This window comes from Variovorax glucosi, assembly GCF_051216695.1.
Classification (GTDB): domain Bacteria; phylum Pseudomonadota; class Gammaproteobacteria; order Burkholderiales; family Burkholderiaceae_C; genus Variovorax.
This window is the reverse complement of the sequence record NZ_JBPJZE010000003.1, coordinates 445,702-468,881: the sequence shown is the minus strand read 5'-3', so window position 1 is coordinate 468,881 and position 23,180 is coordinate 445,702. Positions and strand designations below refer to the sequence as shown.

The 23,180-nt window shown below is 65.2% G+C and carries 24 protein-coding genes; 15 read left to right on the top strand and 9 right to left on the bottom strand.

What is annotated here, in order from left to right; translation table 11 throughout:
- Positions 1–35: 35 nt before the first annotated feature.
- A complete protein-coding gene (dnaN, locus tag ACSFA3_RS16895; protein ID WP_435506638.1) occupies positions 36–1,154 on the bottom strand; it encodes a DNA polymerase III subunit beta in 1,119 nt (372 codons plus the stop codon).
- Positions 1,155–1,187: 33 nt separating this feature from the next.
- A complete protein-coding gene (gene dnaA / locus ACSFA3_RS16890) occupies positions 1,188–2,588 on the bottom strand; it encodes a chromosomal replication initiator protein DnaA (RefSeq protein ID WP_435506637.1) in 1,401 nt (466 codons plus the stop codon).
- Between the two features lie 302 nt (positions 2,589–2,890).
- Here dnaA and rpmH point away from each other — a divergent pair, with 302 nt between their 5' ends.
- The 6 genes from rpmH to ACSFA3_RS16860 all read left to right on the top strand — a co-directional run bounded on the left by rpmH (position 2,891) and on the right by ACSFA3_RS16860 (position 7,487).
- The gene (rpmH, locus tag ACSFA3_RS16885; RefSeq protein WP_007834827.1) at positions 2,891–3,025 is read left to right on the top strand and encodes a 50S ribosomal protein L34; all 135 of its coding nucleotides are present in this window, start codon (positions 2,891–2,893) and stop codon (positions 3,023–3,025) included.
- A 46-nt stretch (positions 3,026–3,071) separates the two neighbouring features.
- Positions 3,072–3,494: a ribonuclease P protein component gene (locus ACSFA3_RS16880; RefSeq protein ID WP_435506923.1), complete on the top strand. Its 423-nt coding sequence runs from the start codon at positions 3,072–3,074 to the stop codon at positions 3,492–3,494.
- Positions 3,491–3,772, top strand: a complete 282-nt coding sequence (yidD, locus tag ACSFA3_RS16875; protein ID WP_435506636.1) for a membrane protein insertion efficiency factor YidD — start codon at positions 3,491–3,493, stop codon at positions 3,770–3,772. The genes ACSFA3_RS16880 and yidD overlap by 4 nt, the downstream gene beginning before the upstream one ends.
- A complete protein-coding gene (yidC, locus tag ACSFA3_RS16870) occupies positions 3,769–5,448 on the top strand; it encodes a membrane protein insertase YidC (RefSeq protein ID WP_435506635.1) in 1,680 nt (559 codons plus the stop codon). Before yidD ends, yidC begins: the two co-directional genes overlap by 4 nt.
- A 74-nt stretch (positions 5,449–5,522) precedes the next feature.
- Complete coding sequence (mnmE, locus tag ACSFA3_RS16865; RefSeq protein WP_435506634.1) at positions 5,523–6,962, top strand: tRNA uridine-5-carboxymethylaminomethyl(34) synthesis GTPase MnmE; 1,440 nt, start codon at positions 5,523–5,525, stop codon at positions 6,960–6,962.
- Positions 6,963–7,019: 57 nt separating this feature from the next.
- A complete protein-coding gene (locus ACSFA3_RS16860; protein ID WP_435506633.1) occupies positions 7,020–7,487 on the top strand; it encodes a Crp/Fnr family transcriptional regulator in 468 nt (155 codons plus the stop codon).
- Between the two features lie 29 nt (positions 7,488–7,516).
- Here ACSFA3_RS16860 and ACSFA3_RS16855 read toward each other — a convergent pair whose 3' ends face one another.
- On the bottom strand, positions 7,517–9,502 hold the full coding sequence (locus ACSFA3_RS16855) for a monovalent cation:proton antiporter family protein (protein ID WP_435506632.1): 1,986 nt from the start codon (positions 9,500–9,502) through the stop codon (positions 7,517–7,519).
- 66 nt (positions 9,503–9,568) lie between these two features.
- On the opposite strand from ACSFA3_RS16855, the gene ACSFA3_RS16850 reads away from it, so the two are divergent.
- The 4 genes from ACSFA3_RS16850 to ACSFA3_RS16835 are packed head-to-tail and all read left to right on the top strand — an operon-like array spanning position 9,569 to position 12,616.
- Positions 9,569–10,570 (top strand): KpsF/GutQ family sugar-phosphate isomerase, encoded by a 1,002-nt coding sequence (locus ACSFA3_RS16850; RefSeq protein ID WP_435506631.1) that lies wholly within the window; start codon positions 9,569–9,571, stop codon positions 10,568–10,570.
- Complete coding sequence (locus tag ACSFA3_RS16845; protein WP_435506630.1) at positions 10,570–11,148, top strand: KdsC family phosphatase; 579 nt, start codon at positions 10,570–10,572, stop codon at positions 11,146–11,148. Before ACSFA3_RS16850 ends, ACSFA3_RS16845 begins: the two co-directional genes overlap by 1 nt.
- Positions 11,145–11,804, top strand: coding sequence for an LPS export ABC transporter periplasmic protein LptC (lptC, locus tag ACSFA3_RS16840; protein ID WP_435506629.1), 660 nt, complete (start codon positions 11,145–11,147; stop codon positions 11,802–11,804). Before ACSFA3_RS16845 ends, lptC begins: the two co-directional genes overlap by 4 nt.
- Positions 11,805–11,836: 32 nt before the next feature.
- Complete coding sequence (locus ACSFA3_RS16835) at positions 11,837–12,616, top strand: SDR family oxidoreductase (RefSeq protein ID WP_435506628.1); 780 nt, start codon at positions 11,837–11,839, stop codon at positions 12,614–12,616.
- Between the two features lie 71 nt (positions 12,617–12,687).
- Here ACSFA3_RS16835 and ACSFA3_RS16830 read toward each other — a convergent pair whose 3' ends face one another.
- Complete coding sequence (locus ACSFA3_RS16830; protein WP_435506627.1) at positions 12,688–13,287, bottom strand: RNA recognition motif domain-containing protein; 600 nt, start codon at positions 13,285–13,287, stop codon at positions 12,688–12,690.
- 332 nt (positions 13,288–13,619) lie between these two features.
- Here ACSFA3_RS16830 and metX point away from each other — a divergent pair, with 332 nt between their 5' ends.
- The 3 genes from metX to ACSFA3_RS16815 are packed head-to-tail and all read left to right on the top strand — an operon-like array spanning position 13,620 to position 15,968.
- On the top strand, positions 13,620–14,783 hold the full coding sequence (gene metX, locus ACSFA3_RS16825; protein WP_435506626.1) for a homoserine O-succinyltransferase MetX: 1,164 nt from the start codon (positions 13,620–13,622) through the stop codon (positions 14,781–14,783).
- Positions 14,780–15,364, top strand: a complete 585-nt coding sequence (gene metW, locus ACSFA3_RS16820) for a methionine biosynthesis protein MetW (RefSeq protein WP_435506625.1) — start codon at positions 14,780–14,782, stop codon at positions 15,362–15,364. Before metX ends, metW begins: the two co-directional genes overlap by 4 nt.
- A gap of 4 nt (positions 15,365–15,368) precedes the next feature.
- Positions 15,369–15,968, top strand: a complete 600-nt coding sequence (locus ACSFA3_RS16815; protein WP_435506624.1) for an IMPACT family protein — start codon at positions 15,369–15,371, stop codon at positions 15,966–15,968.
- A 12-nt stretch (positions 15,969–15,980) separates the two neighbouring features.
- Here the strand turns inward: ACSFA3_RS16815 and ACSFA3_RS16810 are convergent, their stop codons facing one another.
- Positions 15,981–16,877, bottom strand: coding sequence for an ion transporter (locus ACSFA3_RS16810; protein WP_435506623.1), 897 nt, complete (start codon positions 16,875–16,877; stop codon positions 15,981–15,983).
- A gap of 143 nt (positions 16,878–17,020) precedes the next feature.
- Between ACSFA3_RS16810 and ACSFA3_RS16805 the strand changes: the two genes are divergently transcribed.
- The gene (locus tag ACSFA3_RS16805) at positions 17,021–17,548 is read left to right on the top strand and encodes a bactofilin family protein (protein ID WP_435506622.1); all 528 of its coding nucleotides are present in this window, start codon (positions 17,021–17,023) and stop codon (positions 17,546–17,548) included.
- Positions 17,549–17,689: 141 nt separating this feature from the next.
- Positions 17,690–19,192: a M20 family metallopeptidase gene (locus ACSFA3_RS16800; protein WP_435506621.1), complete on the top strand. Its 1,503-nt coding sequence runs from the start codon at positions 17,690–17,692 to the stop codon at positions 19,190–19,192.
- A gap of 4 nt (positions 19,193–19,196) precedes the next feature.
- On the opposite strand, the gene ACSFA3_RS16795 is transcribed toward ACSFA3_RS16800, so the two are convergent.
- The 4 genes from ACSFA3_RS16795 to ACSFA3_RS16780 all read right to left on the bottom strand — a co-directional run bounded on the left by ACSFA3_RS16795 (position 19,197) and on the right by ACSFA3_RS16780 (position 23,071).
- The gene (locus ACSFA3_RS16795) at positions 19,197–19,730 is read right to left on the bottom strand and encodes a YidB family protein (RefSeq protein WP_435506620.1); all 534 of its coding nucleotides are present in this window, start codon (positions 19,728–19,730) and stop codon (positions 19,197–19,199) included.
- Positions 19,731–19,771: 41 nt separating this feature from the next.
- Entirely contained in the window at positions 19,772–21,109 is a 1,338-nt protein-coding gene (locus ACSFA3_RS16790; protein ID WP_435506619.1) for a M20/M25/M40 family metallo-hydrolase, read from the bottom strand.
- 65 nt (positions 21,110–21,174) lie between these two features.
- Positions 21,175–21,933: a 16S rRNA (uracil(1498)-N(3))-methyltransferase gene (locus tag ACSFA3_RS16785; protein ID WP_435506618.1), complete on the bottom strand. Its 759-nt coding sequence runs from the start codon at positions 21,931–21,933 to the stop codon at positions 21,175–21,177.
- Between the two features lie 4 nt (positions 21,934–21,937).
- Positions 21,938–23,071 carry an aminoglycoside phosphotransferase family protein gene (locus tag ACSFA3_RS16780; RefSeq protein WP_435506617.1) on the bottom strand — a complete coding sequence of 378 codons (1,134 nt, stop codon included), beginning with the start codon at positions 23,069–23,071 and terminating at the stop codon, positions 21,938–21,940.
- Between the last annotated feature and the right edge of the window lie 109 nt (positions 23,072–23,180).

The window sequence follows — 23,180 nt, the reverse complement described above, 5'->3', positions numbered from 1 at the left end:
TCTGGAAGCGCTGGCTCTGTCTGTCCGGGTGCGGACTAAATTCGCATCGGCATCACTACGTACTTGAACGAAGCATTTTCTGGAATCGTGAACAGCGCCGAGCTGTTCGAATCCGCCAGCTCGAGCGTCACCATGTCCTGGTTCATGTTCGACAACGCGTCGATCAGGTAGGTCACGTTGAAGCCGATCTCGATCGCGTCGCCGCCGTAGTCGATGTCGAGCTCGTCCTGGGCTTCTTCCTGCTCGGCGTTGTTCGACGCGATGCGCAGCGTGCCGGGCTCGATGTTGAGTCGCACGCCCTTGAACTTCTCGCTCGTCAGGATGGCGGTGCGCTGCAGGCTGGCCAGCAACGTCGCGCGGCCCAGCGTGACGCTGTTCTTGTGTGTCTTCGGGATCACGCGGTTGTAATCGGGGAACTTGCCCTCGACCAGCTTGGTGACGAACTCCATGCCGCCGAAGCTGAACTTCGCTTGGTTGCTGGCGAACTGCATCTCGATCTGCGGCTGGTTGTCGCCGCCGGCATCCGACAGCAGGCGCTGCAGCTCGATCACCGTCTTGCGCGGCAGGATGACTTCCTGGCGCGGCACTTCGACGTCGAGCGTGGCCGAGGCGAAAGCCAGCCGGTGGCCGTCTGTCGCGACCAGGCTCAGCTGCTTGCCTTCCGCCACGAACAGGATGCCGTTCAGGTAATAGCGGATGTCGTGCACGGCCATCGCGAACGACACCTGGTTCAGCAGGTCTTTCAGCGTCTTCTGCGGCACGCTGAACACCGGGCCGAAACTGGCGGCTTCCTGTACCAGCGGGAAATCTTCGGCCGGCAGCGACTGCAGCGTGAAGCGGCTCTTGCCGCCTTTGAGCACCAGCTTGGCCGCGCTCGATTCGAGGCTCACGGTCTGGTCGGTCGGCATCGTACGCAGGATGTCGATCAGCTTGCGCGCGCCGACGGTGGTCGTGAAGTTGCCTTCGTCGCCGCCGAGCTCGGCATTCGTGCGGATCTGGATTTCCAGGTCGCTGGTCGTGAGCTGCAACTGGCTGCCGGTCTTGCGGATCAGGACATTGGCGAGTATCGGCAGCGTATGACGACGTTCTACGATACCGGCCACCGATTGCAGCGCGGCGAGGACTTTGTCTTGTTGTGCTTTCAGGACGATCATTTCTTACCTCTCCTCTGGATTCAATTGAGTTCTTCAGCCTTTGAGCGTCTGCTCGAGGACGTGGAGTTGCTGGTTCAGCTCGGTGAGCTGCTGGCGTTCGCCGGAAATCTTGCGCACCGCATGCAGCACGGTCGTGTGGTCGCGCCCGCCGAACAGCTCGCCGATTTCCGGCAGGCTCTTCTGCGTCAGCTCCTTGGCCAGGTACATCGCGATCTGCCGCGGCCGCGCGATGCTGGCCGGACGCTTCTTGCTGTACATGTCGGCGACCTTGATCTTGTAGTAGTCGGCCACCGTCTTCTGGATGTTTTCCACGGAGATCTGCCGGTTCTGGATCGACAGCAGATCGCGCAGCGCCTCGCGGGCCAGCGCGATCGAGATCTCTTTCTGGTTGAAGCGCGAATACGCCAGGATCTTGCGCAGCGCGCCTTCGAGCTCGCGTACGTTGGAACGCACGTTCTTTGCAACGAAGAAAGCCACCTCTTCCGGCATGTCCGCCGATTCGGCGCGCGCCTTGTTGATAAGAATCGCGACGCGCATCTCCAGCTCGGGCGGCTCGATCGCGACCGTGAGGCCGGAATCGAAGCGCGACACCAGCCGCTCGTGGATGTCGGCCAGGCCCTTGGGGTACGTGTCGGACGTCATCACGATGTGCGACTTCTTGGCAAGCAAGGCCTCGAACGCATTGAAGAATTCTTCCTGCGTGCGGTCCTTGTTGGCGAAGAACTGGACATCGTCGATCAGCAGCAGATCGAGCGAGTGATAGCGCTCCTTGAACTCGTCGAAAGTCTTCCGCTGGTACGCCTTGACCACATCCGACACGAACTGTTCAGCGTGGATGTAGAGAACTTTGGATTCGGGCCGGTCGACCATCAGCCGATTGCCCACCGCGTGCATCAGGTGGGTCTTGCCCAGACCGACGCCGCCGTAGATGAACAGCGGGTTGTAGAGATGCCCCGGCATGCCCGCGACGTGCATCGCGGCGGCGCGCGCCATGCGGTTCGCCGTACCCTCGACGAGCGTGTCGAAAGTGAGGCCCGAGTTGAGGCGATTCTTGAAGCCGTTCGAGGCTGCATCCTCACCGATGCTTCCACCGCCGGCCATGCCGCCACCGCTGTCGCGCGGCACATCGGTATCGGACATGACGGGCACGGGAGACGAGCGCACGGGCGCTTCGCGCGGAGCGAGCGCTAACTCGACGATGACGGACTGGCCGTAGATCTTCTCCGCCATGGCCGCGATCTTGCCGGCGTACTGGGCCCGGATCCAGTCGAGCTTGAAGCGGTTCGCGACGAACACGGTCATGCGCGACAAGTCGTCGGTGACCTGTGCGGTCAGCGGCTTTATCCAGGTGTTGAATTGCTGCTCGGAAAGCTCCTGCGCGAGCTGGTCGACGCAGGCCTGCCAGAGGCTCTGGCCTACGCCTTCAGAGGGCATGGGCGCGCTGAAATGGGGGGTGTCCCTCGTTCATTTTCTGGTTATCGTGTTGTGGATATTTGCGCCGTAAGCCGCCTCGTATTCTAACTTGTCAAAGCCTTATCCACATGCGCCGGCGACCCAGGTAAAACGGGTATTCCAGAGCGCTGGTCAAGCCCATGTTTGGCGGTTGTCCAAATCTTTGCGATAATCGCGGGCTTTTCCCTGAAAGCTTCTGTGTTTCGGGGATCTTCTGCTTATCCCGCCTTGGCGCTCGTCTCCGACGGCAAGGCTCTCCCCGATCAGGGGACCAGGAAATCATCATGAAACGCACCTATCAAGCTTCCAAAGTCCGCCGCGCCCGCACCCACGGTTTCCTCGTCCGCATGAAGACCCGTGGCGGCCGTGCCGTTATCAACGCTCGCCGCGCCAAGGGCCGCAAGCGTCTGGCTGTCTAAGCCTTCAGGTCGTCAGGACAACGCCGAACGGCGCCGCAGCACTCTTGTGGAGCAGCAGCTACCGCAACGGTCGGACCGGCTTCGGCGTCTCAAGACCCGCGCGCAATTCCAGGCTGCCCTCGCTGGTGCCACCGTGGCGCGCACTCCCCATTTCGCTCTCCATCGCTGCGCTCTCGAAGCGCGGCCCGATGCCGTACAGCTGTTCGAATCGACTGACGATGTGTGGCTCGGTGCGATGGTGCCCAAGCGCTGGGCGAAGCGCGCGGTTACGCGCAATGCCATCAAGCGTCAGATCTACAACGTGAGCGACGCGGCGGAAACTTCTCTTCCCCACGCTGCACATGTCGTACGCCTGCGCGCCGGGTTCGATCGCAAGGAATTCGTGAGCGCCACCTCGGAAAAGCTCAAGGCAGCCGTGCGCGCAGAACTCCAGCAACTGATGCAGCGGGCCCGCGTGGCGCGGACATGATCGCGCGCCTGCTCATCGGCTTCGTCAAAGGCTATCGGCTGCTGTTGAGCCCCTGGCTCGGACAGTCCTGCCGTTTCGAACCGACCTGTTCGGCCTACGCGATCGAAGCGCTGGAAACCCGCGGTGCCGCTGTCGGCTCCTATCTGACCGTTTGCCGCATCGCGCGCTGCCAGCCGTGGTGCGAAGGCGGGCACGATCCCGTGCCGCCGCCCAAGTCCGGTATTTTCTCTTCTGCCATTTCCTCCGCTATTTCTTCCGACAAGAAGTCTTCTTCATGAACGATATCCGCCGCACCATCCTGCTGGTGATCTTTGGTTTCTCGCTGGTGATGCTGTGGGACCAATGGCAGGTCCACAACGGCAAGAGCCCGACCTTCCTGCCGTCTTCCAAACCGGCGGCCAGTGCGGCTGCTCCCGCGGCTCCGAGCGTGGTGCCGCCGACGGCCAATGGCGTTCCGAACGCGACCACCGGTGCAACGGGTGTCGCGGGCGCGGCAGCCGTACCGGGTGGCATCACCCCGATGGCGACGCCGGCCGAACGCATCGTCGTCAGCACCGACGTGCTGCAGCTGACCTTCGACACCGAAGGCGGCTCGATTGTCGAGAGCGAATTCGTCCAGCACGACGACCTCGCCACCAAGGACAGCAAGCCCTTCGTGCTGCTGGACCAGAGCCCGAACCGCTTCTACGTCGCGCAGACCGGCCTGATCGGCGGCACCTTCCCGACGCACAAGACGCCGATGAAGTTCACCGGCGACCGCGCATTGAAGGACGGCGCCAGCGACCTGGTGCTGCGATTCGAATCCGCTGACCTGGGCGGCGTGAAGCTGGTCAAGACCTGGACGCTCAAGCGCGGCGCCTACGACATGACCGTGCGCCACGACATCGTCAACACCGGCACCGCGCCGGTGTCGCCGCAGCTCTACATGCAGATCGTGCGCGACGGCAACAAGCCGCCGGGCGAATCGTCGTTCTATTCGACCTTCACCGGTCCGGCCGTCTATACCGAAGAGAAGAAGTACCAGAAGGTCGACTTCAAGGACATCGAGAAGGGCAAGAACGACTTCGTCAAACAGTCGCCGAACGGCTACGTCGCAATGGTCCAGCACTACTTCGCCAGCGCATGGCTGCTGGCCGATGGTGTGCAGCGCGACATCTTCGCGCGCAAGGTCGACAACAACCTCTATGCCATCGGCATGATTACGTCGCCGGGCGAAGTCGCTCCGGGCGCGACCAAGTCGGTCGACGCACGCTTCTTCGTCGGCCCGCAGGCCGAAAAGACGCTTGAAGCCGTTGCGCCGGGCCTCGAACTGGTCAAGGACTACGGCATCTTCACGATCATTTCGAAGCCGCTCTATTGGCTGCTCGACAAGCTGCACGGCATCCTGGGCAACTGGGGCTGGTCGATCGTCGCGCTGGTGGTGCTGCTGAAGGCGGCTTTCTACTGGCTCAACGCCAAGGCCTACGCCAGCATGGCCAAGATGAAGGCCATCAACCCGAAGATCACCGAAATGCGCGCGCGTCTAAAGGACAAGCCGCAGGAAATGCAGCAGGAGATGATGCGGATCTACAAGACCGAGAAGGTCAATCCGATGGGCGGCTGCTTCCCGATCGTGATCCAGATCCCCGTGTTCATCGCGCTCTACTGGGTGCTGCTGTCGAGCGTCGAGATGCGCCACGCACCGTGGATCCTGTGGATTCAGGACTTGTCGGCACCGGACCCGTGGTACATCCTGCCGGTCGTCATGACCGCGACGTCGCTGTTCCAGACCTGGCTCAATCCGACACCACCCGATCCGATGCAGGCCAAGCTGATGTGGATCATGCCGCTCGCCTTCAGCGTGATGTTCATCTTCTTCCCGGCCGGCCTGGTGCTGTACTGGATCACGAACAACATCCTGTCGATCGCGCAGCAGTGGTTCATCAACAAGCGTCTTGGCGTGCTCGGCAAGTAACTGCCGCGTCACAGCCAGAGCAATTCCATCAGGGCCGCGCAAGCGGCCCTTTTGTTTTTTGAAAGAATGAAGCCATGTTCGCCCGAACCTCCGACCCCATCGTCGCCATCGCCACGGCCCCCGGGCGCGGCGCAGTCGGCATCGTGCGCGTGTCCGGCAGCGATCTGGCGCTGCTGATCGAAGCGCTCTGCGCACGCCAGCTGAAGCCGCGCGAGGCGACTTATCTGCCATTCCGCGATGCCACAGGCCAGCCGATCGACCACGGACTGGCCATCCACTTCCCGTCACCGCATTCCTTCACCGGCGAAGACGTGCTCGAACTGCAGGCGCACGGCGGGCCGGTCGTGCTGCAGTTGCTGGTTGCGCGCTGTCTTGAGGCAGCGGAAGAAGTCGCTGGCGCCGATTTGCAACCTCGCTTGAAGAGCCTGCGAGTGGCCGAACCCGGCGAGTTCAGCCAGCGCGCGTTCCTCAACGGTAAGATCGACCTCGCACAGGCCGAAGCCATCGCCGACCTGATCGACGCCAGCACCGAAGCCGCGGCGCGCAGCGCGAGCCGATCGCTGTCGGGCGAGTTCTCCAGAGAGATCCATACGCTGCGCGATGCGCTCATCCACCTGCGCATGCTGGTTGAGGCGACACTGGATTTCCCGGAGGAAGACATCGATTTCCTGCAGAAAGCCGATGCGGCGGGGCAACTGCTGGCGCTGCAGCATCAGATCGCGCAGGTGCAACAACGCGCGCGCCAGGGCGCGTTGTTGCGCGAAGGCATCAAGGTGGTGATCGCCGGGCAACCCAACGCAGGCAAGAGTTCGTTGCTCAATGCGCTGGCCGGCGCCGAGCTCGCGATCGTCAGCGCCATCGCCGGCACCACGCGCGACGTGGTGTCGCAAACCATCCAGATCCAGGGCGTGCCGCTGCATGTCGCCGACACAGCCGGCCTGCGCGACAGCAGCGACGAGGTCGAGCAGATCGGCGTCGCGCGCGCCTGGGGCCAGATCGAAAGCGCCGATGCGGTGCTGTTCCTGCACGACCTGACGCGCGCTACCCTGCCTGACTACGCAGAAGCCGACGCCGACATCCTTCGCATGCTCGGCGACAAGCTGCCGCCCGGCGTGCCGGTGCTCAACGTCTGGAACAAGCGCGATGCAATGCTGGATGCTGCGGACGGTGCGGCCTTTGCAGCCGATCCGGTGAACGCAAAGAACAGCATCGCGATCTCGGCAAAAACCGGCGACGGCATCGAGGCGCTGCGTCAGCGGCTGCTCGCCATCGCGGGCTGGCAGGCGCTGCCAGAAGGCATCTATCTGGCGCGCGCCCGCCATGTTCAGGCGCTCGAACGTGTGGATCGACACATCGCCATTGCGGTAGAAGTGCTCGCCGCGCGCATTCCGGCGCTCGACCTGCTGGCTGAGGAACTGCGCCTGTCCCAAAACGCGTTGAACGAAATCACGGGCAGCTTCGGCGCTGACGAGTTGCTCGGTGAGATTTTTTCCCGCTTTTGCATAGGAAAGTAATTCAAAAGTTCGAAATAGCACTCGTCGATTTGGTTGCATTTGGCTACATTTCGATTCATGCCTTCCTCGATCCAGAGTCTTCGCGACGCCATCGTCAACAACACCAGTTACGACGCGTTCGCGCCGGGCCTGTCTGCAAAGCAGTGGGACCTGCTCGAAACGTACATGCAGACGATCGACCTGTCGGCCGGCCAGACACTGATCAGCCAGGGCGCGCAGGATCGCGGACTGTTCTTCATCGAGAGCGGCGTGCTGAGCGTGCATCTCGTCGGCGACAAAGGCCAGATGCGTCTGGCGATCCTCAACCCGGGTTCGGTGGTCGGCGAGGGTTCTTTCTTTTCGCACCTGCCGCGTTCGGCCAGCGTGTCGGCAATGGGTTCGGCCCGGTTGTGGCGCATGACGCAGCCGCGCTTCGGTGAGCTTTCGATCCGTCAGCCGGAGCTCGCGCTGGAAATCGCGATGTCGCTTGGCGGCGTTATTGCACGGCGACTGGTCGACCGCATGAAGCGTGTCGCGGTGACCTGACGACGTGACGACCTGAACTAAGCGGACCGTCAGCCGCGCTGCAGCCGCGTAACCGCCAGCGCCAAGGCTTCCGGCTTGCCCGACAGCACCAGCGTGTCGCCGTCGATCAGCACCGTCTGCGCATCGAGCTTCACAGCCTTGCCGTCCTGCCGCCGGATGTTGGCGACATGGACGCCGACCGTTTCCAGCGCCAGCGCGCCGATGCTCTGGCCTATGGCGCGCGCGTCGGCGGTGAGCGTGAAGGTATTGAGCCGCTCATGGTCGATCTCGTCGGCCTTGTCGTCGTCGGCGCCGTGGAAGTAGCCGCGCAGCAGGTTGTAGCGGGCATCGCGCAGGTCCTGCACGATGCGGATCACGCGACGCATCGGCACGCCGACCAGCGCCAGTGCGTGGCTGGCCAGCATCAGCGAACCTTCGATGGCTTCGGGCACGACCTCGGTCGCGCCGGCCGCCTGCAATTGCTCCAGGTCGAGATCGTCCTGCGTGCGCACGATCACCGGCACCTGCGGCGCATGCGAGCGCGTATGCGCCAGCACCTTGAGCGCGCCGGGCACGTCGAGATAGGTGACGACCACCGCGCTGGCTCGCGCCAGTCCGGCGGCCATCAGCGCCTGCAGACGCGCGGCATCGCCGAACACGACGGAATCGCCGGCGGCGGTGGCCTGGCGCACGCGGTCGGGGTCGAGGTCGAGCGCCAGGTACGGAATGCCTTCGCGCTCGAGGATGCGCGCCAGGTTCTGACCGCAGCGTCCGTAACCGCAGATGATCACGTGCCTGGCCGTGTTGATGGTCTTGCGCGCGATGGTCGTCATCTGCAGTGACTGCTGCATCCAGTCGCTGGCGACCAGTTTGCGGACGATCGCATCGCTGTACATGATGATGAACGGCGTCGCCAGCATCGACAGCACCATCGACGCCAGCACCGGATTCGCCAGCCACGGCGGCAGCAGATTGCGGTCCTGTGCCAGGTTCAGCAGCACGAAGCCGAATTCGCCGGCCTGCGCCAGATACAGGCCGGTGCGCAGCGACACGCCCGCCGTCGCGCCCAGTCCGCGCGCAAGAAAGGTCACCAGCAGCAGCTTGAAACCCAGCGGCAGCAGCAGCAGTGCCGCGACCAGCGCCCAGCGCTCGATCACGATGTGCCAGTCGAGCGACATGCCGATGGTGATGAAGAACAGCCCGAGCAGCACGTCGTGGAACGGCCGGATGTCGGTTTCGACCTGGTGCTTGTATTCGGTTTCCGACACCAGCATCCCGGCGACGAACGCACCCAGCGCCAGGCTGAGGCCGGCAAGCTCGGTCAGCCAGGCCAGGCCGAGCGTGACCAGCAGCAGATTGAGCATGAACAGCTCCTCGCTGCGCCGACGCGCGACCAGCGTCAGCCACCAGCGCATCACGCGCGGGCCGCCATAGAGCAGCAGGCCGACCAGCACGGTCGCCTTGATCAGCGCGAGCGACAGCGCCTTGAACAATGCCTCCGGCGGCGCGCCGAGCGCAGGAATCAGCACCAGCAGCGGCACTACGGCCAGGTCCTGGAACAGCAGCACGCCCATCACGCGCTTGCCGTGCTCGCTTTCCAGCTCCAGCCGTTCGGCCATCAGTTTGACGACGATGGCGGTACTGCTCATGGTCAGTGCGCCGGAAAGCGCCAGCGCCGTCTGCCAGCCGAGCCGCCATGAGGCCGGCAGTTGCGAGGCGATCAGCAAGGCAGCCGCCGTTGCGATGCCCATCGTCAGCACCACCTGCGCCAACCCGAGTCCGAAGACATGCCGCCGCATCGCACGCAGCTTGGGCAGGTTGAATTCCAGCCCGATCGCGAACATCAGGAACACCACGCCGAACTCGCCCAGGTGGCGGATGCCTTCGGAGTTCTGCGCCAGCGCCAGCGCATGAGGACCGATCAGCACGCCGGCCGAAAGGTAGCCCAGCATCGGCGGCAGCTTCAGCGACCGGCAGACCACCACCCCGATCACCGCGGCCAGCAGGTAAAGAAGCGTGAGATCGAGCGAGGACATGCGCTGATGCTAAGTGACCGTCTGCAGCTTTCAGGGGCTATCGGCGCCCCCCATAAAATGATCGCGATGAGTTCCCGCCCCAAACTGGCTGTTTCAGCCGATTCCGAACAGCTTCTCGCGCGTGCCCGCGCCACGTTCGACATCGAGGCCGCCGCCGTGCTGGGTCTCAAGGAGCGGCTGGGGCCGGGTTTCGTCGAGGCGGTGCACCGAATTCTCGAAGTGCGCGGCCGGGTCGTCGTCATGGGCATGGGCAAGAGCGGCCACGTCGGCCGAAAGATCGCAGCCACGCTCGCATCGACCGGCACGCCGGCCATGTTCGTGCACCCGGCCGAGGCCAGCCACGGCGATCTCGGGATGATCAAGGGCGTCGATCTGGTGCTGGCGATATCCAACAGCGGCGAAGTGGCCGAGCTGACAACCATCCTGCCGGTCGTCAAGCGACAAGGCGTGCCGCTGATCGCACTCACCGGCGGGCTCGAATCCACGTTGGCCCGCCATGCCGACATCGTGCTCGACACCGGCGTCGCGATGGAAGCCTGCCCGCTCAACCTCGCACCCACCGCCAGCACCACCGCGCAGATGGCCATGGGCGATGCGCTGGCGGTGGCGCTGCTCGACGCACGCGGTTTCGGTGCCGAGGATTTCGCGCGATCGCACCCTGGCGGCTCGCTCGGACGCAAGCTGCTGACGCTGGTCGGTGACCTGATGCGCACCGGCGACGATCTCCCGCGCGTCGCGCCGACGGCAAGTTTCAGCGAGCTGATGCGCGAGATGAGTTCCAAGGGACTCGGCAGCGCGGCCGTCGTCGATGCCGCCGGCCGAGCCATCGGCGTCTTCACCGACGGCGATCTGCGCCGGCTGGTCGAGACCGGCGCCGATCTGCGCGCGCTGTCCGCCACCGACGTGATGCACCACGGCCCGCGCACCATCCGCGCCGACGCTTTGGGCGTGGAAGCCGCCGAGATGATGGAAACGCACAGAATCAACAGCCTGCTGGTGGTCGACGCCAGCGGCATCCTGAGCGGTGCCATCAGCATCAACGACCTGATGCGGGCGAAAGTCATCTGATGGCGGCGCCGGCGCTGAACTTTCCTGCCGAAACGCTGCTCGCTGCGCAGGACATCCGCATCGCTTTCTTCGACATCGACGGCGTCCTGACCGACGGCGGCGTGTATTTCAGCGAGCACGGCGAAACGCTCAAGCGCTTCAGCGTGCTCGACGGCTACGGCCTCAAATTGCTGCGCATGGCCGGCATCGTGCCGGCGGTGATCACCGGCCGCGATTCGAAACCGCTGCGCGTGCGGCTCGAAGCGCTGGGCATCGAGCACGTGCGCTACGGCACCGAAGAAAAGCTGCCGGCGGCCAAGGCGATGCTGGCGCAACTGGGTTTCGACCGGACGCAGGCGGCGGCCATCGGCGACGACTGGCCCGATCTGCCGATGCTCGGCCACGCGGCCTTCGCGGTCGCGCCGGCCAATGCGCACGCGGAAGTTCGTGCGATGGCGAATTACGTGACGACCGCACGCGGCGGCGAAGGCGCGGCGCGCGAGTTCTGCGACCTCCTGCTGACGGCTGGCGGCCACTACCGCCGCATGCTCGACGACGCACGCGGCGACACGCTGCGAACCGGGAGCGGCGCCGCATGAAGCCCGTGCTGAAACTGGTCCGCGACGGTATCGATCGCCTGACGATGTACCTGCCCGTCATCCTGGCTGCAGGTCTGGCGCTCGGCACCTACTGGCTGGTGCGCAATGCGCCCAAGCTGTTCGAACCGACCACCGCCGCAGCGCCGGTGCACGAGCCCGACTACTTCATGCGCAGTTTCGTCGTGAAGAATTTCCTGCCCAACGGCGACCTGCGCAGCGAGCTGTTCGGCAAAGAAGGCCGGCACTATCCGGACAACGACACACTGGAAGTCGACCAGGTGCGCCTGCGTTCGATCTCTCCTCAAGGCCTGACGACGCGCGCGACGGCCAATCGCAGCCTGTCGAATGGTGATGCCACGGAGGTGCAACTCTTCGGAAACGCCATCGTCATCCGCGATGCCGCGACATCGCCGACCGGCCAACCGCTGCCGCGCCTCGAATTTCGCGGCGAGTTCCTGCATGCTTACCTGGACACCGAGCGCGTGAAGTCGAACCAGCCGGTGACATTGATCCGGGGCAAGGACCAGTTCACCGCCGACAACCTGGATTACGACAATCTCAGCGGCGTCGCCAATCTGCAGGGACGCGTGCGCGGCACGCTGATTCCGACGGCGACGCCAGCGCCCGCTGCACCGCCGGCCCGGGCCAAGCGCTGAAACCGGCTGCCTCAGCGCCGGCAGGCCGCACGATGCCGCTGGTCTTCATCACCGGGGCTTCGAGCGGAATCGGCCAGGCGCTGGCCGAACGCTTTCATCGCGCCGGCTATCGGCTCGCGCTGGCTGCGCGCCGCACCGACGAAATGTTGGCCTGGGCGACGCGGTGCGGCATCTCGGTCGACGGCGTGAGCTGTGCGATCCACGGCGTGGACGTGGCGGATATCGATGCGATCGTGGCTGCCGGCGACCGCTGCATCGCGCAGCAGGGCGTGCCGGATGTGGTGATCGCCAACGCCGGCATCAGCGTCGGCATCGACACTGCGGTGCGTGGCGACCTTGACGTTATGGCGCAGGTTCTCGCGCTGAACAACACCGGCCTGGCGGCGACTTTCCATCCGTTCGTGGCCGCGATGCGCGCGCGCGGCAGTGGGCGGCTGGTCGGTATCGGCAGCGTCGCGGCGATCCGTGGACTGCCGGGTCATGGCGCCTATTGCGCCAGCAAGGCCGGAGTCGTCGCTTATTGCGAAAGTCTGCGCGGCGAGCTGCGTGGATCGGGCGTGAAGGTCGTGACGCTGTGCCCTGGCTATATCGATACGCCGCTGACAAGGGGCAACAGTTACGGCATGCCGTTTCTGATGCCGGTCGAAGATTTCGCCAACAAGGCGTTTCGCGTCATCGAAGCCGGGACAAGTTACCGCGTCATCCCATGGCAGATGGGCGTGGTCGCCCGGCTGATGCGGCTGTTGCCGAATGGCCTGTTCGATCGGCTGGCGGCAGGCCGGGGTCGAAAGAAACGCTTAGGGGAGCGCTGAGTTATAAACAGCGCGTCGGACGCAGGTCGAAAAGCAAGAAGGCTCCAAAAGGAGCCTTCTGACTGTCTGGTTCAGTAGCCGCCGCCGCCGTTACCGCCGCCGCCATAGCCACCACCACCACCGCCGCTACGGCCACCGCCGCCTCCGCGCGGGCCGGCGCCATAAGGGCTGCGGAAACCGCCATCGCCACCGCCGCCCCCGCCACCCCCGCTTCGGCCACCGCCGCCACCGTATCCGCCGCCACCACCACTGCGACCGCCGCCACCGCCACCTCCGTAGCCTCCGCCGCCACTGTTACCGCCGCCGCCGTAGCCACCGCCACCACTTCCTCCGCCGCCGTAACCGCCACCGCCGCTTCCACCACCGCCGTAGCCGCCACCACCACCACCGTATCCGCCGCCACCGCTGCGCGGTGGGCGTGCTTCCATCGGACGGGCTTCGTTGACGACGATGCTGCGGCCGCCGAGCGGTTGGCCGTTCATGCCGTTGACTGCAGACTGTGCTTCGGCATCGCTGCCCATTTCGACGAAGCCGAAACCCTTGGAGCGACCGGTGTCGCGTTCCATCATCACCTTGGCACTGGTCACGGAACCGAACTGGCCGAAAGCCTGCTCGAGATCGCCGTCACGCACGGAATACGGCAGGTTGCCGACGTACAGTTTGTTGCCCATCGAGGGACTCCTAAAAAACACATCAATGAAAGCGATGGAGTCCCGAAGGCGCCATCTCGACGAAGCTGCCGAGCCGCGCGAAACTGACCAATCACCGAGTTGACTTCCCAGGAAATTTGAAGGAAGGCTCGTGCATTATGAGACAAATACATAAAACCCGAGCAGGAGTTTCCCGTAATCCGACCCATTGAAAATTTCGGGTTGCGATGCGCTAAACTGAACCTGCGCCGATTTGCTACAGCTTGCGGGCGCTTTATAAATTCAGCTAAAGACACAGGCAAACCCGGCTCGTCTTTGGCGAGGCCGGGTTTTTTGTTGGCAACGTCGTGTCCATGTCCTCTTTCGAAGTCGTTCCCCAGTCGATGCCGTTCGCGCAGGCGCTGCCGTTGCGCAGCGGTTCGTCCTTGAGTGGTTACTCACTGGCCTACGAAACCTACGGCACCCTCAATTCCGACCGCAGCAACGCGGTGCTGGTGTGTCACGCGCTCAACGCATCGCACCATCTGGCCGGCGTCTATGCCGGACAACCGAAATCCGAGGGCTGGTGGGACAACATGATCGGGCCCGGCAAGCCGCTCGACACCGACCGCTTTTTCGTCATCGGCGTGAACAACCTGGGCTCCTGCTTCGGCTCGACCGGGCCGATGGACGTCGACCCCGCGACCGGTCGCGTCTACGGCGCCGATTTCCCGGTCGTCACGGTCGAAGACTGGGTCGATGCGCAGGCCGCGCTGCTCGACGCGCTGGGTATTCGCACCCTGGCTGCGGTCATGGGCGGAAGCCTCGGCGGCATGCAGGCTTTGTCGTGGACGCTGCAATACCCCGACCGCGTGCGGCACGCCGTGGTCGTCGCCAGCGCGCCGAACCTCACAGCGGAGAACATCGCCTTCAATGAAGTCGCTCGCCGCGCCATCGTCACCGACCCGGAATTCCACGGCGGCCACTTCTACGAACACGGCGTGATTCCGAAGCGTGGCCTGCGCATCGCCCGGATGATCGGCCACATCACCTATCTGAGCGACGACGTGATGAACACGAAGTTCGGCCGGCAGCTGCGCAGCGCTGTCGAGGGCGAGGTGGCCGGTGCCGCTGCCACCGACTACCGCTATTCGACGCAGGACATCGAGTTCCAGATCGAAAGCTACCTGCGCTACCAGGGCGACAAGTTCAGCGAGTACTTCGACGCCAACACCTATCTGCTGATCACCCGCGCACTCGATTATTTCGACCCGGCGCGCCAGTTCGGCGGCGATCTGACAGCCGCCTTCGCGAGTGTCAGCGCGAAATTCCTGCTGGTGAGCTTCACGACCGACTGGCGCTTCGCACCCGCCCGCAGCCGCGAGATCGTCAAGGCGCTGCTCGACAACCGCCGCAGCGTCAGCTATGCCGAGATCGACGCACCGCACGGTCACGACGCGTTCCTGCTCGACGATGTCCGCTACATGGGCGTGGTGCGGTCGTACTTCGAGCGCGTTGCAGCGGAACTCCAGTCATGAGCGATATCGACACCCAGAAACTCATCGCCCGGCTCGTGCCGCAAGGCGCGCGCGTGCTCGACCTCGGCTGCGGCGACGGCGCCCTGCTCGACCTGCTCCAGCGCGAGCGCGGCTGCAGCGGCTACGGCGTGGAAATCGCCGACGGCAATGTGCTCAAGTGCATCCGTCGCGGTGTCGACGTGATCCAGCTGAATCTCGACGAGGGGCTGGCGATGTTCGACGACGCGTCCTTCGATGTCGTGCTGCAGATCGACACGCTGCAGCACCTGCGCAATGCCGAAATCATGCTGCGCGAAACCGCGCGCGTCGGCCGTCTCGGCATCGTCGCGTTTCCCAACTTCGCGCACTGGCCGAACCGCCTCAGCATCGCGCGCGGCCGCATGCCGGTGACGCGCCGCCTGCCCTATCAGTGGTACGACACGCCCAACATCCGCGTCGGCACCTTCGCCGATTTCGAGGTGCTGGCGCTCAAGAACAAGCTGCGCGTGCTCGATGCCTTCGGTGTGCAGGACGACCGCGAGGTACGGTTGCTGCCGAATCTGCGCGCCGGCACCGCCGTCTTCAAGTTCGAACGGGCCTGACGCCGTGGCGCTGACGCTGGCGGCGCCGGTCCACAGCGAACTCGCCATCAGGAAGAGTCGTTTCATCGGTTGCGTGCAGCCGGTCGACGGCCGCGAGGCCGCGGTGAAGATCGTCGACGAACTTCGCCGCCGGCATCCCGGTGCGGCGCATGTCTGCTGGGCGCTGATGGCCGGCGGCCAGTCGGCTGCCAACGACGACGGCGAACCCGGCGGCACTGCGGGCCGGCCGATGCTCGAAGTGCTGCGTCATCAGGAACTCGAAGGCGTGCTGGCCACGGTCGTGCGCTATTTCGGCGGCGTGAAGCTGGGTGCCGGCGGACTGGTTCGCGCCTACACCGATGCCGTCGCGCAGGCGCTGCTCGGCGCGGAAAAACTGACGCTGCAGCGGTTGCGCACGCTGGTCTGCGCCGTGCCGTATGCGATGGAAGGAATGCTGCGACGCGAACTGATATCCGCCGGCGCGACGCTGATCGAGGTGTCGCACGGCTCGCTGGTGCGCTTCGTCTTCAGCGCCGTCGATGCGGATGCGGACGCACTTATGATGCGCATCGACGATGCGACGCAAGGCCGCGCCGGATGGGAAGACGCCGTCGGGCTCGACTGAAAGAGCAGCCGCTCAGCCGAGCGATTCGCCGCAATGGCGGCAGAAGCGCGCATCCGATGCATGCGCACTGGCGCCGCAACCGGTGCATTGGCGGGGTGGCGCTTCCGGCAGCCCCTCGCGCCCGTAGCGCACCATTTCCGCCGACACGATGCCGGTCGGCACAGCCAGCACGCCCCAGCCCAACAGCATCATCACCGACGCGATCGCGCGGCCGAGGCCGGTCTTGGGCACCAGATCGCCGAAGCCGACGGTGGTCATGGTCGAAATCGCCCAGTAGATCGCGACCGGAATGCTGGTGAAGCCGTGCTGCGGCCCCTCGACCACGTACATCAGCGTGCCGAGCACCAGCACCACCATGCCGACGAAGCCGACGAAAACCATGATCTTCCGGCGGCTCGCTGCCAGCGCGGTGGCCAGCGCCCGGTATTCGGCGGCGTAGCGCGACATCTTGAAGATGCGGAACACCCGCAGCAGCCGCAGGATGCGGACGTCGATCAGCACAGAAAGCCCCGGCGTCAGGATCGCCAGATAGGTCGGCAGCAGCGCCAGCAGGTCGATCACGCCGTAGAAACTGCGCGCGTAACGCAGCGGATGACGCAGGCAGGCCAGTCGCGCGACGTATTCGAGCGTGAAGACGGCGGTGAATATCCATTCGAAGACGCTGAACATCGGGCCCCAGCGCGCATGGATCGACTGCACGCTGTCGAGCACGACGACCATCACGCTGAACAGGATCACCGCGATCAACGACAGGTCGAAGATACGGCCGGCGCGTGTTTCGGACTCGAAGATCACCGCGTAGAGGCTGAGGCGCCAGCCGCCCGACGGTTTGCCGAAGCGCGCCTCAACGGAGGTGTCGCGCACGGCGGGAGCGCGAGCGGCCGCGGGAGTGGCTGAAATAAGGGACATGCCGGATTGTCAGCCGTCGCCGGACGCTGGCGAAAGTACCCGGATCGCCACCTGGACTGGTATTTAGTTACCAATCTTTTTGTCAGAAAGTGCCAAGGTGGTGCAATGCCTTCTTACGATAGGCGTTTTCAGAGGAGCAGCTCTTGGCTTCACAGTCCCCCTTCTTCGGCAAACGCGATCGCGAACCCGAATCCCCCGTTTCCCGTCCTGCGCCGCTCGTCGGCTCCGGAAGCAATCTGGCCGGAACGCCGTTGCATTCCTCGTCTTCGCTGCCCCTTGGCGGTGCAGCAGCCACGCAGGCCGCCGCAGCGGCTCCGGCCGTCAAGGAAGGCGGCAGCAAGCTGACCGTCGGCCCGAACATCAAGCTCAAGGGCGTCGAGATCACAGATTGCGACACGCTCGTCGTCGAAGGCACGGTCGAGGCAACGATGGATTCGCGCGTCATCCAGATCGCCGAACAGGGCGCCTTCAAGGGCTCTGCCGACATCGACATCGCGGAAATCCGCGGTGTGTTCGACGGCAACCTCACGGTGCGCGAGAAGCTCGTGATCCATTCGACCGGCAAGGTCACCGGCAAGATCCGCTACGGCAAGATCGTGATCGAAGAAGGCGGCCAGCTTTCCGGCGAGATCACCTTCGGAGCGAGCGAAGCCAAGAAGGCTTCGGTCTGAGCTGACAGACTGACTGACTGACTCGGCTTCTGAGTCTTTCGAACAAGCACCTGCCGTGGCAGGTGCTTTTTTTTGGCCCTTGAAAACGAGAAAAAAGAGCGTCGCGCGCAAAATTGCGTTTTTCCTCATGCGGAGAACCCGATGAACGCCCCCCTGCACCGCGAAATGCCCACCGGCCTGCTCGACGCCGAACGCACGCTTTCCGAAGTCACCACGAAGTGGGACACCGACATCGTCCGGCAACTGTCCGAATACATCGCCATTCCGGCCAAGTCGCCCGGTTTCGACAAGGACTGGATCGCCAACGGCTACATCGAGACGGTCATGCGAAATGCGGCCGCCTGGGTCGAGGCGCAGAAGATCGATGGATTGACGCTGGAAATCGTCCGCCTCGAAGGACGCACGCCTGTGCTGTTCTTCGAAGTCGCCGCCACCGGCACCGCCATGACCGACACCGTGCTGATGTACGGCCACCTCGACAAGCAGCCCGAGTTCACCGGCTGGCGCAACGATCTCGGTCCGTGGACGCCTAAATACGAAGACGGCAAGCTCTACGGACGTGGCGGCGCCGACGACGGCTATGCGGTCTATGCCAGCATCGCGGCAGTGCAGGCGCTAAAGAGCCAGGGCGTCGCGCATCCGCGCATCGTCGGCTTGATCGAGACCTGCGAGGAAAGCGGTTCCTACGATCTGCTGCCGTACGTGAACGCTTTGCGGTCGCGGCTCGGCAACGTCGCGCTGGTGATCTGCCTCGACTCGGGCGCCGGCAACTACGACCAGCTCTGGCTGACGACATCCCTGCGTGGCATGGCCGGCGGCCTGCTCAAGGTGGAAGTGCTGACCGAAGGCGTGCATTCCGGTGATGCGTCGGGTCTGGTGCCATCGAGCTTCCGGATCATGCGGCAGGTGCTCGACCGGCTCGAAGACAGCAAGACCGGCCGTCTGCTGCCCGCGAGTTTCCATTGCGAAGTGCCCGCCGACCGTCTGGCGCAGGCCAAGGTGACGGCCGCGATCCTCGGCGACGAGATCCACAAGCGCTTTCCGTGGGCACATTACGACTGCGGCGGCTCGACGGCATTCACGTTGCCGACGACCACCGACCCGGTCGAGGCGCTGCTCAACCGCACATGGAAGCCGACGCTGTCGGTCACCGGCGCGGACGGGTTTCCGGCGCTCAAGGATGCGGGCAACGTGCTGCGTCCGTACACCGCCTTCAAGCTGTCGCTTCGTCTGCCGCCGCTGGTCGATGCTGGCGAGGCGGTGCAGGAACTGAAGAAGCTGCTGGAAGACAACGCGCCTTATCAGGCCAAGGTGACTTTCGAAGGCGGCGGCGGTGCCACCGGCTGGAACGCACCGAGCATCACGCCGTGGTTCGAGCGCGCGCTCGATTCGGCTTCGCAAGCGCACTTCGGCAGTTCATGCGGCTATATCGGCCAGGGCGGCACGATTCCGCTGATGAACATGCTGAGCGAAGGCTTCCCGACTGCGCAGATGATGGTCTGCGGCGTGCTCGGCCCTAAAAGCAACGCCCATGGCCCGAACGAGTTCCTGCATGTGCCGTATGCGAAGAAGCTGACGGCGGCGGTGGCCGAAGTGATTGCCGCGCTGCCGATCGCGCATCTGGCCGAGAGCGCCGCAGCCTGATCTTTCAGCGCTTTTGAAGCAGGCTCGACAGCGAGCCCATCAGATCCTGCTCGTCGCCCAGACCCTGCGCCGGCGCCGTGCCATGCGGCGTCAGCTTGTCGATCAGCGACGGCAGCAGCGCGGCAAGCAGCGGCAGCAGGGTCGCCGCGCTCATGCCGAGCTTGCCGGCCAGGTTCGAGATCATGTCGCCGCCGAGCGCGTTGCCGACTTCGCCTTCTGACACCGGCGCGTTCTCGCCCTTGCCGATCCACGAATTGACCTTGTCGCCCAGGCCGGCCTGCTCGAATTTCGAGACCAGTCCGCCGAGGCCGCCGGCTGCACCGTTGTTCGCCAGCAGGCTGCCGAGGACGCTTGCCAGGCCGCCGGCGCCGGCCGCTCCTCCGGCACCGCCCAAACCGCCGAGCAGACCTCCGAGTCCGCCCAGCGAGCCAAGGTCGCCGAATCCGCCCGTTGCTCCGCCCGTTGCCGCGTTATCGCCCTGCGAGCGCCCCGCGCTGCCGCCGAGCACCTGTCCGAGTACCGAATCGAGTAATCCCATGATGTGTTCCTTGGTTGAATGGTCTGGATGATGAAATCAGGTCACGGCCCGCGCGGCGGGCGCTTCGGCAGCAGCGGGCTGCTCACGCTTTCTACACCCGCAAGCGCCAGCACGGTGAGCAAAGAGCGTTGCGCGCCTTGCCAGGCGTCCGTCAGGTCGATCCATTCGCCGAGCGAGTGGAAGCCGCCGGTCTCGCCGCCGCTACCGACCACGATTGCGGGCACACCCAGCGACATCGCGACATTCGCATCGGTGCTGGCGCCGACCAGCGTGGTGCGCAGGCCGAAGGCTGTATTGGCGCGCATCGCGGCCTCGACGATGGGCGTGTCGGACGGCGTGCGGCCGCCCGGCCGGTCGCCGATCAGCCGCACCGAGGCCACGAGTGTGGCAACACCCCAGCGCCGGTTCTCCTCGGCGACGGCGGCATCGACCGCGCTCAGGACGCGCCGCTCGGTGCGCGCCAGCGCGGGCATGCCGTCGGAGCGGATGTCGACAGCCATCCGCGCCTGCGCGGCAATGGTGTTGACCGAACTGCCGCCCGAAACAGTGCCGACCGTGAAAGTGGTGCGCGGATAGCCGGCGGGCCGGATGTCGGCGATCTTCGCGATGGCGCGACCCATGCCGTGGATCGCACTCGGCACCTTGCCGAAATCCGCGTAACTGTGGCCGCCCGGACCCTCGAACGTCACCTGGTGGCGCCGGCTTGCCGTGCCGGAGACGATCACCATGCCGTCGCCGGCCGGCTCCAGCCCGACCATGCCGTCGATGTCGCGATGGTCGGAGAACAACCGCTTCATGCCGCGCAGATTGCCGAGTTCTTCCTCGCCGACGCTGCCGACGAAAAGCAGGTCGCCGACCGTGACGATCTTGCTGTCGTCGAGCACCTTGATCCACGACAGCAGCACCGCGAGCCCGCGCGTGTCGTCGGAGATGCCGGGCGCGTAGAGCCGACCGTCGCGCTCCTTCACTTTCACATCGGTGCCGGCGGGGAACACTGTGTCGAGATGCGCCGAAACCAGCAGCTTCGGCCCACGTCCCCGGCTGTTGCCGACGCCCTTGCGCAGACCGATCACGTTGCCTTCGTCGTCGATATAGGCGTCGGGCAGACCGAGCGCCTTCATGCGGGACAGAAAGGCCTCGGCGCGTGCCCGTTCCTTGAACGGCGGTGCCTCGATCTCGGTCAGCAGCCGCAAATCTTCGGTGGCGCGCGTGTGGTCCGCCTTGACGGCTGCGAGCAGGTCGGCGACGGGCGGGGAGCCGAGCAATCGCACATAGGCCCGATCGACTTCGGGCCGCACCGGCCACCATGCCGCCGATGCGCCGTTGGGGCTTTCGACGCCGGGTTGCGCCCATGCGCCGGCGCAAAGGCAGGCGCTCATGAACAAGCCTGCGGACACGCGGCGGCATGACCAGCGCCGCGACGTCGAGCGCGGCCGTGCCAGCGTCATGCGCTCGCCCGGGCGGGCGAAGTGAGCGATGTCAGCGAAATGAGTGCGGCAAGACCGGCGGTTTCTGCCCGCAGCACCCGCGTGCCGAGTGTGACGGGCGCAAAACCTTCGGCCAGCGCGCGCGCTTCTTCGCCAGCACTCAGCCCGCCTTCCGGACCGCTGAGCACGCGCCAGGCGCGCGGAGCGTCGTTGCCGGCGATCGGTCGGTCGATGGCCTGCGTGCCGGCGGCGAGGCTCAGGATCAGCCGCTGCGGCGGATCGATGTCGCCGCTGTCCGGCGCGCCGATCCAGTCGGCGAACGCCCGCACCGGATGGATCATCGGCACGCGGTTGCGGCCGCACTGCTCGCAGGCCGCGACCGCGATGGCTTCCCAGTGCGCGCGCTTCTTCTCGGCCCGTTCGCCGACCAGCTTCAACACGCCGTGCGCGCTCATCAGCGGCTGGATGCTGGCGACGCCGAGTTCGGTCGCCTTCTCGACCAGCCAGTCCATGCGCTCGTTCGCCGGCATGCCGGCTGCCAGATGCACGACGGCGCCGGCTTCGCGCTCGACCGGGTCGTGTGCGCCGACGACCACCGCGACATCGCTGCGGCCCATGCGCTCGACCGTGGCTGCGTACTCGCCGCCGGCACCGTCGAACAGCGTCAGCGCCTCGCCGGGTTGCATCCGCAGCACCTGCACATGGCGCGCTGCGCCGGGCGGCAGCGAGAGCGTGTCGCCGGAACGGAGCGCCACGGCGCAGAAGAAGCGCGGCACCGCGTCAGACCCGGCCGTAGGCGAAGCCGACCTGGGCCTGCGTGCCCTCGATCTCGTCGATGGCGCGCAGCAGCGGCGTGAGTTGCGTGTAGCGGCCGGCGGTAGCGCGGATGTAAGCGATGAAACGCGGCGTGTCGGCCAGGTACTTCGGCTTGCCGTCGCGCAGCGTCAGGCGCGCGAAGATGCCGGCGACCTTCAGATGGCGCTGCAGGCCCATCCATTCAACTGCGCGATAGAAAGCGCCGAAATCCTCGTCGACGGGCAGGCCGGCCTTGCGCGCCGCCTGCCAGTAGCGCACGGTGACGTCGAGCACGAAATCCTCGTTCCAGCTCAGGAAGGCATCGCGCATCAGGCTGGCGATGTCGTAGGTGATCGGGCCGTGGACGGCGTCCTGGAAGTCGAGCACGCCAAGCCGTTTCTGCGCGCTGCCGGGCGTCGGAACCATCAGGTTGCGTGGCATGAAATCCCGGTGCACGTAGACCGTCGGCGATGAAAGGTTGTTCTCGACGATCAGCTTGAAACTGCGTTCGAGCCGCTCCTGCAGCTTGCCCTCGACGGCAACGCCGCGGTGCCGGGTGACGTACCACTCCGGGAACAGCGCCAGTTCGCGCTCCAGCAGGGCGCGGTCGTACGGCGGCAGTACGCCCGGCTTCGACGCCAGCTGCCAGCGAACCAGCTCTTCGATGGCTTCGTCATACAGCGGACGGCTGGCTTCGGCATTGTCCGGGTCGATGACGTCGAGCATGGTCTGGCGGCCGAGATCGTCTAGCAGCAGGAAGCCGTTTGCGGTGTCCCATTCGAGCACCTGCGGCGCATGGGCGCCGGCATCGCGCATGAGTTGTGCGACCTTCACGAAGGGCGCGCTGTCCTCCTGGGCGGGCGGCGCGTCCATCACGATGCGGGTGGCTGCGCCTTCGGTGCCGGAGTCGTCTGTGTCGATCCGGAAATAGCGGCGAAAGCTGGCGTCTGCCGAGGCCAGGCGCACGGTCCGCGGCAGCAGTCGCTGCGCCGGCGCGATGCGCGCGAGCCATTTGGCGAAAGCATCGCCGCGAGCCGGGTCGCTCCAGACGACGGGGGAAGCGATTTCGGCAGCGTTGACGGGGGTGTCGCCAGCAGGCGGGAACGAGGGTGCGGTCATGGATAATCGATTCTACAAATCCGCCTTCCGCGGGCACTGCGCAATTCGCCACCTTCGTGCGGTGCATGGCGCCCCCGTTCCCAGATCTCTCCGATCTCCCCGACGATCC

Coding starts and splice junctions, on each gene's coding strand:
- dnaN (WP_435506638.1), bottom strand. CDS start 1,154: ATGATCGTCCTGAAAGCACAACAAGACAAAGTCCTCGCCGCGCTGCAA.
- dnaA (WP_435506637.1), bottom strand. CDS start 2,588: ATGCCCTCTGAAGGCGTAGGCCAGAGCCTCTGGCAGGCCTGCGTCGAC.
- rpmH (WP_007834827.1), top strand. CDS start 2,891: ATGAAACGCACCTATCAAGCTTCCAAAGTCCGCCGCGCCCGCACCCAC.
- yidD (WP_435506636.1), top strand. CDS start 3,491: ATGATCGCGCGCCTGCTCATCGGCTTCGTCAAAGGCTATCGGCTGCTG.
- yidC (WP_435506635.1), top strand. CDS start 3,769: ATGAACGATATCCGCCGCACCATCCTGCTGGTGATCTTTGGTTTCTCG.
- mnmE (WP_435506634.1), top strand. CDS start 5,523: ATGTTCGCCCGAACCTCCGACCCCATCGTCGCCATCGCCACGGCCCCC.
- ACSFA3_RS16860 (WP_435506633.1), top strand. CDS start 7,020: ATGCCTTCCTCGATCCAGAGTCTTCGCGACGCCATCGTCAACAACACC.
- ACSFA3_RS16855 (WP_435506632.1), bottom strand. CDS start 9,502: ATGTCCTCGCTCGATCTCACGCTTCTTTACCTGCTGGCCGCGGTGATC.
- ACSFA3_RS16850 (WP_435506631.1), top strand. CDS start 9,569: ATGAGTTCCCGCCCCAAACTGGCTGTTTCAGCCGATTCCGAACAGCTT.
- ACSFA3_RS16845 (WP_435506630.1), top strand. CDS start 10,570: ATGGCGGCGCCGGCGCTGAACTTTCCTGCCGAAACGCTGCTCGCTGCG.
- lptC (WP_435506629.1), top strand. CDS start 11,145: ATGAAGCCCGTGCTGAAACTGGTCCGCGACGGTATCGATCGCCTGACG.
- ACSFA3_RS16835 (WP_435506628.1), top strand. CDS start 11,837: ATGCCGCTGGTCTTCATCACCGGGGCTTCGAGCGGAATCGGCCAGGCG.
- ACSFA3_RS16830 (WP_435506627.1), bottom strand. CDS start 13,287: ATGGGCAACAAACTGTACGTCGGCAACCTGCCGTATTCCGTGCGTGAC.
- metX (WP_435506626.1), top strand. CDS start 13,620: ATGTCCTCTTTCGAAGTCGTTCCCCAGTCGATGCCGTTCGCGCAGGCG.
- metW (WP_435506625.1), top strand. CDS start 14,780: ATGAGCGATATCGACACCCAGAAACTCATCGCCCGGCTCGTGCCGCAA.
- ACSFA3_RS16810 (WP_435506623.1), bottom strand. CDS start 16,877: ATGTCCCTTATTTCAGCCACTCCCGCGGCCGCTCGCGCTCCCGCCGTG.
- ACSFA3_RS16800 (WP_435506621.1), top strand. CDS start 17,690: ATGAACGCCCCCCTGCACCGCGAAATGCCCACCGGCCTGCTCGACGCC.
- ACSFA3_RS16795 (WP_435506620.1), bottom strand. CDS start 19,730: ATGGGATTACTCGATTCGGTACTCGGACAGGTGCTCGGCGGCAGCGCG.
- ACSFA3_RS16790 (WP_435506619.1), bottom strand. CDS start 21,109: ATGAGCGCCTGCCTTTGCGCCGGCGCATGGGCGCAACCCGGCGTCGAA.
- ACSFA3_RS16780 (WP_435506617.1), bottom strand. CDS start 23,071: ATGACCGCACCCTCGTTCCCGCCTGCTGGCGACACCCCCGTCAACGCT.